At 42.9% G+C, this 12,167-nt stretch carries 12 protein-coding genes; all 12 read left to right on the top strand.

Translation table 11 applies throughout. From position 1 onward, the window contains the following. Nucleotide 1 precedes the first annotated feature (1 nt). The 12 genes from B9Y89_RS14645 to B9Y89_RS14590 all read left to right on the top strand — a co-directional run bounded on the left by B9Y89_RS14645 (nt 2) and on the right by B9Y89_RS14590 (nt 12,150). A complete protein-coding gene (locus B9Y89_RS14645) occupies nt 2-325 on the top strand; it encodes a YlxQ family RNA-binding protein (protein WP_085523939.1) in 324 nt (107 codons plus the stop codon). 4 nt (nt 326-329) lie between these two features. Then, on the top strand, nt 330-2,534 hold the full coding sequence (gene infB / locus B9Y89_RS14640; protein ID WP_085523938.1) for a translation initiation factor IF-2: 2,205 nt from the start codon (nt 330-332) through the stop codon (nt 2,532-2,534). Then, entirely contained in the window at nt 2,531-2,812 is a 282-nt protein-coding gene (locus B9Y89_RS14635) for a DUF503 domain-containing protein (RefSeq protein WP_085523937.1), read from the top strand. The genes infB and B9Y89_RS14635 overlap by 4 nt, the downstream gene beginning before the upstream one ends. Nucleotides 2,813-2,830: 18 nt before the next feature. Next, on the top strand, nt 2,831-3,196 hold the full coding sequence (gene rbfA / locus B9Y89_RS14630; RefSeq protein WP_085523936.1) for a 30S ribosome-binding factor RbfA: 366 nt from the start codon (nt 2,831-2,833) through the stop codon (nt 3,194-3,196). Between the two features lie 198 nt (nt 3,197-3,394). Next, nucleotides 3,395-4,312 (top strand): tRNA pseudouridine(55) synthase TruB, encoded by a 918-nt coding sequence (gene truB / locus B9Y89_RS14625; protein WP_085523935.1) that lies wholly within the window; start codon nt 3,395-3,397, stop codon nt 4,310-4,312. Between the two features lie 21 nt (nt 4,313-4,333). Further along, complete coding sequence (locus tag B9Y89_RS14620) at nt 4,334-5,278, top strand: bifunctional riboflavin kinase/FAD synthetase (RefSeq protein WP_085523934.1); 945 nt, start codon at nt 4,334-4,336, stop codon at nt 5,276-5,278. Between the two features lie 140 nt (nt 5,279-5,418). Further along, a complete protein-coding gene (gene rpsO, locus B9Y89_RS14615; RefSeq protein WP_085523933.1) occupies nt 5,419-5,688 on the top strand; it encodes a 30S ribosomal protein S15 in 270 nt (89 codons plus the stop codon). A 154-nt stretch (nt 5,689-5,842) separates the two neighbouring features. Next, nucleotides 5,843-7,990, top strand: coding sequence for a polyribonucleotide nucleotidyltransferase (gene pnp, locus B9Y89_RS14610; RefSeq protein WP_085523932.1), 2,148 nt, complete (start codon nt 5,843-5,845; stop codon nt 7,988-7,990). A gap of 122 nt (nt 7,991-8,112) precedes the next feature. After that, entirely contained in the window at nt 8,113-9,090 is a 978-nt protein-coding gene (locus B9Y89_RS14605; RefSeq protein ID WP_085523931.1) for a polysaccharide deacetylase family protein, read from the top strand. A gap of 77 nt (nt 9,091-9,167) precedes the next feature. Then, nucleotides 9,168-10,406, top strand: coding sequence for a M16 family metallopeptidase (locus B9Y89_RS14600; RefSeq protein ID WP_085523930.1), 1,239 nt, complete (start codon nt 9,168-9,170; stop codon nt 10,404-10,406). 255 nt (nt 10,407-10,661) lie between these two features. Continuing rightward, nucleotides 10,662-11,567: a dipicolinic acid synthetase subunit A gene (gene dpaA / locus B9Y89_RS14595; protein ID WP_085524756.1), complete on the top strand. Its 906-nt coding sequence runs from the start codon at nt 10,662-10,664 to the stop codon at nt 11,565-11,567. Continuing rightward, a complete protein-coding gene (locus B9Y89_RS14590; RefSeq protein WP_085523929.1) occupies nt 11,557-12,150 on the top strand; it encodes a dipicolinate synthase subunit B in 594 nt (197 codons plus the stop codon). Before dpaA ends, B9Y89_RS14590 begins: the two co-directional genes overlap by 11 nt. Nucleotides 12,151-12,167: the final 17 nt, after the last annotated feature.

The raw sequence follows: 12,167 nt of genomic DNA, 5'->3' as shown, positions 1-12,167 counted from the left end.
GATGGCCGATAGAAACCAGTCATTTTTTTCACTATTGGGATTGGCTTATCGGGCTCGGAAGTTGATTTCGGGAGAGGAAATCGTCATAAATGCCATTCGCAACAACCAGGTTAAACTCGTCATCGTTGCGGGTGATGCATCAGAAAGGACAGCAAAAACAATGACTGACAAGACCTCACACTACAGAGTGCCGATGCTTAGAGTATCTGATCGGTATCATCTGGGTCGGGCGATCGGAAAGCCCGAAAGAGTGATTGTTGGCTTGACTGACAAAGGTTTCAGCGACAAATTACTGTCATTGTCAGATCAATCATTTCGGGGGTGAACGTATGAGTAAAATGCGTGTATATCAATATGCCAAAGAAAAGAAACGTTCAAGTAAAGAAATTGTTAATAAATTAAAAGAGCTTGGTCATCCGGTATCCAGCCACATGGCGGTTATTGAGGATGGACAAATCCAAGCCCTTAATCAAGCATACAATCAAACGCAGCCGACCGGTAATAACCAAGAGGCTGAACGAAGTCAAAACGAAAATGAAAAGAAACCTAATCGGGGCGAGCAAAAGAAACAAGCAAGCCGCAGGCCTGATGATCAAAGAAGACGGGATAACAAACCAAAATCATCAAATCCAAACCACAGACCGTCTAATAATAAAAATAACAAAGGCAAACAGCAAGCAAACCAAGGTAATAAAGGTCAACAAAAAAAGCAGAACCGAGGTCAAAGACCCCGCGGACAAAGGGATAACGGAAGAAAACCGCAGCAACGCCAAGAAGCTAAGCTACCGGAAAAAATCACTTACAACGGGCCGATAACAGTAGCGGAAATGGCTGAAAAGTTGGGTAGGAAGTCTTCCGATATTATTAAAAAGCTGATGTTTTTAGGGGTTATGGCTACTAAAAACCAAGAAATCGATAAGGAAACCATTGAACTGCTTGCTGATGATTATGGCGTGAAGGCTGAAGAAGAAGTGGTCTTCGATGAATCAGCTTTCGAAGAGTATGATATGGACATTGATGAATCCACAGCGGATATTCGACCGCCAGTCGTTACAATTATGGGTCACGTTGACCATGGCAAGACAACCCTCCTTGATGCCATTCGCCATACGAAAGTGACGACGGGTGAAGCAGGGGGGATTACCCAACATATCGGTGCCTACCAAGTACCGTATAACGACCAGCACATTACTTTCTTAGATACACCGGGGCACGCCGCCTTTACAACCATGAGGGCACGAGGAGCACAAGTGACTGATATTGCTATTCTCGTTGTGGCTGCTGATGACGGTGTCATGCCGCAAACAGCTGAGGCGATTAATCATGCCAAAGCAGCAGAAGTCCCAATTATCGTGGCTGTTAACAAAATGGATAAAGAAGGGGCCAACCCGGACCGTGTGATGCAGGAACTTATGGAATATGAATTGGTTCCCGAGGATTACGGTGGAGATACCATTTTTGTTAAGCTCTCGGCCATTGAAGGTGATGGCATTGATGAATTGCTGGAAATGATCACGCTTGTCTCGGAGATGGAAGAATTCAAAGCCAACACAGGCAAAGAAGCTCGCGGTTCAGTTGTTGAGGCTGAATTAGACAAAGGCCGGGGCCCTGTAGCGACCTTGTTAGTACAAAATGGCACATTGAAGATTGGTGACGCCATCGTTGTCGGTAATGCTTATGGCCGCGTTAGAGCCATGGTCAATGATCTTGGCCGCCGTATACAAACAGCTGATCCATCGACGCCGGTTGAAATTACGGGCTTAAATGATGTCCCTCAAGCGGGCGACCAATTTCGCGTGTTTGATGATGAACGCAAAGCCAGACAAATTGGGGAAAAACGGGCGGAACGACACAAAGAAGCCGAGCGTAATGAAACATCCAAAGTGAGTCTTGATGACTTATTCCAAAAAATCCAAGAAGAAAATATGAAGGAAATTAATGTTGTTGTTAAAGCGGATGTTCAGGGGTCGGCTGAAGCCGTCGCGGGTTCGCTAGCGAAGATTGATGTCGAAGGTGTTAAAGTCAACATTATTCACACGGGTGTTGGTGCGATTAAAGAGTCAGATATTATACTTGCATCGGCTTCGAATGCAATTATTATCGGCTTTAATGTGCGTCCTGATAATAATGCCAAGAAAACAGCCGAATCAGAAAATGTTGATATTCGCCTACACCGGGTTATCTATAAAGCGATCGAAGAAATTGAGGCCGCTATGAAAGGCATGCTTGATCCTGAATATGAAGAAAAAGTCATTGGTCAAGTCGAGGTTCGACAAACATTTAAAGTATCGAAAATCGGGACCATTGCCGGCTCCTATGTCACAGACGGCAAAATCACCAGAAACTCCGGTGTACGTGTGATAAGAGACGGTGTTGTCATTTTTGAAGGTGAAGTGGATACACTAAAACGTTATAAAGATGATACTAAAGAAGTCTCTGCAGGTTATGAGTGTGGTATCACATTAGAGAAATTTAATGACATCAAAGAAGGCGACGTGATCGAAGCCTACGTGATGGAAGAAATTAAACGGTGATTATTGGTGTCGTTAAATGTGAAGGCTATATATATGAATCCCATTCTTTGAAACAAAAACGCTCGGTTGTCAAAAGCGTTCTTGAACGAGCACGTAACAGGCTTAATGTAGCGTGTGCTGAGGTTGATCACCAAGACGTCTGGCAAAGAACAGAACTTGCCTTTGTTTCCGTTTCTAATGACAAAGTGCAAGTAGAGAAAACCTTACAAAAGGCTTTGAACTTGGTTGATCAAAATGATCAGATTGAACGCGCGACAACTGAGTATGAATGGTTGTAGAAATGAGGTGCTGATGAAATGGCCAATGTACGTGTCCATCGTGTTGCTGAACAGTTGAAAAAAGAAGTGAGTGATATTATCAGCAACCATATCAAAGACCCGCGCGTCGGCTTTGTTACGGTCACAGACGCTGAAGTGACTGGTGATTTGCAGGAAGCGACCATTTTTATTACGGTACTAGGTGAAGATGATCAGAAGGAAGCATCCTTAGAAGGACTTAATAAGGCCAAAGGATTTATCCGCTCTGAGATCGGTAAACGCATCCGGTTACGAAAAACACCGGAACTGGATTTTAAGTTTGATCATTCCACTGAACAAGGCAATCGTATCGATCAATTACTACACGACCTTAAGCGGGATGAACATGATAGCGAAGATTTTTGATGAAGGATAGGCGGTTTTAGTCTATCCTTATTCTTTGGCTTAAAACTTTCCTGCTCCGTTAAGTACAAAACTATCATTTTAGCTGGGAAGTAAGAGGAACATCGGTTAAACACACAACGTGCTGTTGCAATGCCGATGCTAGCACGTCTTGTGTGTCGCAACGTAAAGTAAAAATGATTATAAAGGGAGGCTTTGCTGATGGCCGTCGCGAGCGGTATTATCCCTCTTTATAAACCAAAAGGCATGACCTCACATGACTGTGTTAACAAAATACGCAAAATGTTACATATTAAGAAGGTTGGTCATACCGGAACACTGGATCCGAATGTGGACGGCGTGCTGCCAATTTGTATCAATCGTGCCACCAAAATTGTTCCTTATCTACTGGAAGGAAGTAAAGCCTATACAGGAATTATCTCACTTGGCACGAGTACAACGACCGAAGACATGGACGGTGATATTGTTACCTGTCAATCTGTACAGGAGCCGTTCTCAAAAGAAGAAGTCGAGTCAGTGTTCCGACGTTTCACAGGAACCATCCGGCAAGTACCGCCGATGTATTCAGCAGTTAAAGTGAACGGGCGTAGGTTATATGAGTATGCTCGTGAAGGCATCGATGTTGAGCGCCCTAAGCGAGATGCCTTTATTTACGCTTTGGAATTGTTAGGGACGAGCTCTGAGTACCAGACAGAAATTCCATTCCGTGTCCACTGCAGTAAAGGGACATACGTCCGAACACTGGGCGTCGATATAGGTCAGTCCTTGGGATATCCAGCGCATTTGCAAACATTAACACGGACCCATGCTGCCAACATCTCTTTACAGCAATGTCTAACGTTTGAAGATATTAATGAACTCGTCGATGACAACCCTAGAGCGATTGACAAAGAATTAATATCGATCGGTGATGGACTGTCAATGTATCCTTCGATGACGGTGACAGATGAGATGGCTGCCAAGGTTCGCAACGGAGGGCTTTTGAAAAAACCGGAAGACTTTCAAAAAGAACGTATTACGATATATAATAGAGATGGGTTGTGCCTTGCAATCTATCATCATCATCCGAAGTATCAGCATCTATTGAAACCGGAACGAGTATTTGCCATCGATGAATAACAATAAAGGTGGGCCTTAACCATGGAAGTTGTCCATTTACAACATCCTCCTGAATTCAGAGAGGACGATGTACACCCAAAAGTGATGGCGTTAGGCTATTTCGACGGTGTTCATATCGGACATAAAAAAGTCATTCAAAAATCCATTGATATTGCGCGACATTTAGGTACTGAAGCTGCGGTGATGACGTTTCACCCGCATCCTTCCGCCGTGATTAAACACTTAACAACACGTGAAGATTACATCACCCCACCACAAGAAAAAGTTCGCATTCTAGAAGAAATGGGGATTGAGCGTCTTTACTTTGTGACATTTGACCATGCCTTTAGTCAATTATCACCGCAGACGTTTGTTGATGATTATCTAGCGGGTCTAGGGGCTAAACATGTTGTGGCCGGTTATGACTTTACTTATGGAAAAAAAGCTCAAGGAACGATGGAGAACATAGCGACGTTTGCCCGAAACAACTTTGACTATACGGTGATATCTAAAGTCAACGTCCATGACGAAAAAGTGAGTACCACTAAAATTAGAGGATTAATTCTAGACGGTGAAGTTGATAAAGTTCCCGATTATTTAGGACGCTATTATCAGTTGTCGGGCGAAGTGGTTCACGGGGACAAACGTGGACGTGAACTTGGCTTTCCGACAGCGAATGTTCAATGCGATGAACCCTATGTCATTCCTAATAAAGGCGTTTATGCGGTCAAAGCCTGGACATCTTCGCAAAGTTTTTACGGTGTAGCAAGCATCGGGGAGCGGCCGACATTTTATAGTGAATCACAGCCTGTTTTAGTTGAAGTTTATTTGTTTCATTTCACCGGAGATCTTTATGGTGAGCGTCTGACGGTTGAATGGTACCAGAGATTACGTGATGAAGTGGCTTTTTCTAATGCCCGTGAGCTTGTGGAACAAATGAATCAAGATAAAGAAGATGCCTTAAGGTACTTTAAGCTTAAGTATTAGGGATTATGTTATTAGCTCTTGAAATTTTCGACAAAAAGTTGTATCCTTGTTTTTGTACGTCAGTAACCATGGCTTGGCTGTGCGAGTCACCGCCGCCCGCTGAGCTTTTGGTGATTTGAATTAAGAGGAGGTGAATGAGGATGGCATTAGCACAAGAACGCAAGAATGAATTGATCCAAGAATATCGAACACATGAAGGAGACACAGGTTCTCCAGAGGTTCAAATTGCTATCCTGACTGAGCAGATTACGGAACTTAACAAGCATTTGCGCATGCATAAGAAAGACCACGCTTCAAGACGAGGTCTTCTTAAGATGGTCGGTCAGCGTCGTAACTTGCTTACTTTTTTGCGTAAAAAAGATATCACACGCTATCGCGAACTTATTGGCAAACTTGGTCTTCGTCGATAGTTTATCGGAAAGCGGGAGAAATCCCGCTTTTTTGTACAACTTAAAGAAAGTAAAAAACTTTCTTGATTATTATAAGCCATTAATAAATAGCTAACCATAGAGTGTACAGGCATTGATGTTACATAACTATATTATGAGAGGGGTACCCACAGACATGGAATCGATTAACCAAGAGTTTACCATGGAATGGGCCGGACGGCCGCTTAAAGTTGAGATTGGTAAGTATGCCAATCAAGCCAATGGCGCCGTTCTTGTCCGTTATGGTGATACCGTCGTACTTTCGACAGCAACCGCATCAAGTGAACCTAAAGATTTACCATTTTTTCCCTTAACGGTTAATTATGAAGAACGTTTATATGCTGTCGGTAAAATTCCGGGTGGCTTTATCAAACGCGAGGGACGCCCGAGTGAAAAGGCTACACTTACAAGCCGACTAATCGATCGACCGCTTCGACCACTGTTTGCTGATGGCTTCCGCAATGAAGTCCAAGTTGTTAGTATGGTCATGAGCGTTGACCAGAATTGTTCCTCAGAAATGGCGGCCATGTTCGGCTCATCCTTGTCGTTATGCGTTTCTGACATTCCTTTTGATGGCCCGATTGCAGGTGTCATCGTCGGTCGTGTTGATGGAGAATTTGTCATCAATCCAACTGAAGATCAAGCGGAAAAAAGTGATATCGATTTAACCGTTGCTGGTACAAAAGATGCTATTAACATGGTGGAAGCAGGTGCCAATGAAGTGCCTGAATCTGTGATGCTTGATGCGATTTTGCACGGTCATGAAGCCATTAAAGAGCTTGTTGCTTTTCAGGAAAAAGTCGCTCAAGCCGTTGGCAAGGAGAAAATTGATGTTGAACTGTTTGTCCCTGAACAAACCATTGAAGAGGAAATCCGGTCGGTGGCTACTGATCAATTAAAGGCGGCTATTAGAACCCACGAAAAGTTAGCGCGCGATGAAGCGATTGATCAGGTTAAAGCAGAAATCAACGCACAGTATGAGGAAAAAGAGGGTTATGAAGATAAGATGGATCAAATCCAAGACGTTCTTCAGAAGATCGTTAAGGAAGAGGTTCGGAAAATGATAGTGCATGAACATCTGCGTCCGGATGGACGTCAAATTGATGAAATCCGTCCGCTGTCTTCCGATGTCAAGCTGTTGCCGAGAACCCATGGATCCGGTTTGTTCAAACGGGGACAAACACAAGCTTTAAGCGTTTGTACTTTAGGTGCTCTAGGTGATGTTCAGGTGTTGGACGGGCTGGATACAGAAGAGTCCAAACGATTTATGCACCATTATAACTTTCCACCTTTCAGTGTTGGTGAAGCCAAGCCTATGCGCGGTCCGGGACGTCGTGAAATCGGTCACGGTGCTTTAGGTGAACGTGCGCTTGAACCGATTATTCCGTCGGAAAAGGATTTTCCTTATACGATTCGTCTTGTTTCTGAAGTCCTTGAATCCAATGGTTCGACCTCACAAGCAAGTATTTGTGGAAGTACAATGGCGATGATGGATGCAGGTGTACCGATTAAAGCACCAGTTGCCGGGATTGCCATGGGTCTTGTCAAACACGATGATGATGTCGCTGTTCTAACCGATATTCAAGGTATGGAAGATGCACTTGGTGATATGGACTTTAAGGTGGCAGGAACCGAACAAGGTGTAACCGCCTTGCAAATGGATATTAAAATTTCCGGTATTAACCGTGATATTTTAGAAACGGCACTGACACAAGCGAAAGAAGGCCGGATGACCATTCTCTCACATATGGCTGAAACGATTAATGGGCCTCGAAATGAATTATCGGACTATGCTCCGAAAATCATGACGATGAGTATTGATCCCAATAAGATTCGTGATGTGATTGGGCCAAGTGGCAAAACGATTAATAAGATTATTGAAGAAACAGGCGTGAAAATTGATATTGAACAAGACGGTTCGGTATTTATTGCTTCTTCTGACGCCAAGATGAATGCTCAAGCTAAACAAACGATTGAAGATATCGTTCGTGAAGTAGAAGTCGGTGAGATTTACACTGGTAAGGTTAAACGTATTGAGAAGTTTGGTGCTTTTGTCGAGTTATTCAGCCAAAAAGATGGTCTTGTCCATATTTCTGAACTTGATAAAAGCCATGTGAAAAAGGTAGAGGATGTTGTTAAACTTGGTGATGAGGTGACTGTTAAAGTCATTGATATCGATAATCAAGGACGCGTCAAGTTATCCAGAAAGCGCGCTTTAAGTGATGATGAAAGCCAAGAAGAAACGAAAAGTCAAGATAATAAAGCAACAGAAAGTCAAGAGTAAGAGGCAGGTCCCGAGACCCGCTTCTTTTTTAATATCTTCCTTCTTCCTCCGTTAACACTCTTAATTGACTGTTCTATTCCCCTAACTTTGCCGCATAGGTTGTACAAATAGGGGGAATAGCAATGAAACGATTTCTGCTGCAAATCACCGTCTTTGTATTCATATTACTCATCACAGCGGGAACATATAATCAACCCTTTTCGGTTCGGTTTTTGTCGCCAACAGCGGATCCAGAAGCGATCACAACTGATGTCAAAGTGGATCCCGAAGATGACCTCTATCAGCAAATCAAAGCCTTTGCCGAAAAGCACGATAAGAAACCCATTAACGCTGTTCACCATAAGGTTTGGAAAGCGATCCCAGGTTTGAATGGTGTTAAAGTCCAAATTGATAAGTCTTATAAGAAAATGAAAGCCGATGATGGCGAGTTCGATCGAGAAAAAATTGCTTATGAGCAGATTCCACCGAAAGTCCATTTGAGTGATTTACCACCAGCACCCATATTCCGAGGCAACCCTAAGAAACCAATGGTAAGTTTGATGATTAATGTGGCTTGGGGGAACGATTACATTCCGAAAATATTGAAAATACTTAACAAATATCAGGTGAAAGCGACATTCTTTTTAGAAGGGCGATGGGTCAAAAACAATTCTGATCTGGCTATGATGATCAGTGATGAGGGCCATGAAATCGGTAATCATGGGTTGACGCATCCTGACTTTTCCAAGATCAGCCCATCGAAAGCTAAAGAAGAGATGACGAAGACGAGTGAAGTGATCGAAGCAACCCTTGATATTCAACCGAGCTTGTTTGCCCCTCCGAGCGGAAGCTATAATCAGAAAACGGTACAGTTAGCTAAGCAGCAGAATATGAAAACGATTATGTGGACAGTTGATGCCATCGATTGGAAAAAAGCCACCACCCCAGATGATATTCTGCGGCGTGTTAATACCAAAGTCCAGTCCGGTTCACTTATTTTGATGCATCCCACTGAGCCAACCGTGCAAAGCCTTGAGAGAATGATAGCGAGTATACAAAAAAAGGGGTATCGTATCGGTACGGTTTCTAAGCTTATCGATGAAAAGCGGATCCGGAGGTAAATCGGACATTCTCATTCACACCGAAACATGTTATATTGTTCTTTGAGAAATTGGAGATCTTATAGGGGGATACAACTTTGGTCATCAAACATACATGCAAGAACGGTGTCCGTATTGTTTTAGAAGAAGTTCCGTCGGTGCGGAGTGCAACGATTGGCATTTGGATTGGAGCTGGATCACGTTACGAGGATGATTCCAACAACGGAATCTCCCATTTTATAGAACATATGTTGTTTAAAGGGACTGGCACACGTCGCCCGCGCGACATTGCTGAAGCTTTTGATCGTATCGGGGGTCAGGTTAATGCGTTCACTTCTAAAGAATATACGTGTTTATATGCCAAAGTTCTTGATGAACATACGCATTATGCTGTTAATATTTTAACGGACATGCTGTTCCATTCGATTTTTGACGAAACGGAGATGCAAAAGGAAAAGCAAGTTGTTTTAGAAGAAATTAAAATGTATGAAGATACGCCTGATGATCGTGTCCATGACTTGCTAAGTGAGGCAAGCTTTGGTCATCATCCCTTAGGCATGCCGATTTTGGGGCGTGAAGCTACCTTACAAGCCTTTGATCGTTCACGACTTAAAACGTATATGAACCGTTACTATAAACCTGAAAACATTGTTGTATCGATCGCAGGGAACGTTGATGAGACGATCATTCCGGCTATAGAAGAGGCCTTTTCAGCATTTCAAGCACAAAATCATCATAATTATTACGAGCAACCTCAGTTTTATCCGGATCAACTCGCTCAGAAAAAAGATACCGAACAAGCGCACATCTGCTTGGGATTTGATGGTTTTGCATTAGGTGATGAACGGATTTATCCATTGATTATTTTAAATAATGTTCTTGGCGGCAGTATGAGTAGTCGATTATTTCAAGAAGTTCGTGAAGAACGAGGTCTGGCCTATTCGGTATTCTCCTATCACATGGCCTTCAAAGATAGCGGGTTACTAACGGTCTACGGTGGGACAGGTGCTGATCAAATAGAGGATTTATATGAGACAATCTTCTCCACGATAGACGATATCAAGCAACATGGGATAACAGAAACGGAGCTGCAAAATAGTCGAGAACAGTTGAAAGGGAATTTGATGCTTAGTTTAGAAAGCACGAGTAGTCGAATGAGCCGTAATGCTAAGAATGAATTATTACTTGAGCGCCATCAATCATTGGATGAAATAGTTAATCGTATCGAATCGGTCAGTCATCAGGATGTGAAGGGTGTGGCTCATGACTTATTTAATCATGATTTTTCCAGTTCATTAATCAATCCTAGCGGTGAATGGCCATCACGCTTTCAATAGTTGTTTGTTATGATTAAGAGGGACCCGATCCTTTTCATCTAGGCTCTGTTAAACGTGATTGTTAATTTCAGATCCAGGTGTTCGCTTTCCGCGGGCAACGCTTCAGCCTCTAAAGAGGGGGCTTTTTTTTATCCTTCTTTTAATTTACATAATGTTATTATCGTATATTCACCAGATAGGATTCTTTGACATACGATAACCTAGGCAATGACCTAAGGTCTCTCGAGAGGTCAAATGATTTCAGAGGTGATGAACTTGTTAACGGGAATGAATATTTTGATTCTCGGCGGTGATGCGCGTCAATTAGAAGTCATCAAGAAGTTAAATGAATTGGATGCGCATTTACTGTTGGTTGGTTTTGATCAATTAGATCACCATTTTAATGGAGCAGCTAAAATTGATATGGAAGATATCGAGGTGTCGGCACTCGATGCGATTATATTGCCGGTCAGTGGTGTCGGTGATGATGGCAAAGTCGAGACGACATTTTCAGATAAAGAAGTTGTTTTGGAAGCTGATTGGCTAACACAAACACCAGATCATTGTCAGATTTTTACCGGGATCACAACCACATATCTTAAGCAATGTTCTGAAGAAGCTGATCGAGGCGTTGTTCCGTTATTTAAACGGGATGATGTGGCTATCTATAACTCAGTTCCAACCGTTGAAGGAACATTACTCATGGTCATCCAAAACACGGATATTACTATACACGCAGCTAATGTGGTTATTTTAGGTCTCGGACGTACGGGGATGTCGCTAGCAAGGACTCTTCACGCGCTGGGGGCTAATGTCAAAGTGGGGACGAAGTTTAAAGCGGATATCGCGAGAATTACGGAAATGGGGCTTAAGCCGTTTTACATTAAAGATCTTTCGACTCACGTTGGGGACGTAGACATTTGTCTCAATACCATTCCAGCAAAAGTGTTAACAGGTCAAGTCATATCGCATATGCCTGTTAATACATTGATTGTTGATATTGCTTCAAAACCAGGCGGAACGGATTTCAGATACGCGGAAAAACGGGGGATTAAGACGTTGCATCCACTTGGACTACCAGGAATGGTTGCTCCAAAAACAGCTGGCAAAATTATTGCCAATGTTGTCTCTGAAATTCTTGAAGAACAATTGCCACAGGAGGATGATTCGTATGGATCTTAAAGGAAAACATATTGGCTTTGGTTTGACTGGGTCCCACTGCACTTATGATCAAGTGGTTCCACAGGTACAATCGTTGTTAGATGCAGGTGCAACTGTAACCATGTTTGTCACTTATACAGTAAAAAACACGGTAACTCGTTTTGGCGACGGTCGTGATTGGGTACAAAAAGTCGAAGAAATGACCGGAAACAGTGTGGTTGATTCCATTGTTAAGGCTGAACCGTACGGACCGAAAACACCTTTGGATTGTATGGTGATTGCACCTATGACAGGGAATTCGATTAGTAAATTTGCGAACGCCATGACTGATTCTCCTGTTCTCATGGCAGCGAAAGCGACGATTCGCAATCAAAATCCAGTTGTTTTGGGAATTAGCACGAATGATGCTTTAGGTATGAATGCAACGAATCTCGCTACGTTATTAAATGCTAAATATGTTTATTTCATTCCATTCGGTCAGGATGTTCCTGATAAGAAGGAGAATTCGCTTGTCGCAAGAATGGATGCCCTCCGTGATACTGTTGAAAGCGCATTGGACCGCAAGCAGTATCAACCCATGATTATCGAACGATTTAAAGATTAGGAAAAAACGGGCGTTAA

Origin of the sequence: Tuberibacillus sp. Marseille-P3662, assembly GCF_900178005.1 — a bacterium.
Classification (GTDB): domain Bacteria; phylum Bacillota; class Bacilli; order Bacillales; family Sporolactobacillaceae; genus Marseille-P3662.
Note: the sequence above shows the minus strand (reverse complement) of the source record. Positions and strands in the feature narration are given on the sequence as shown.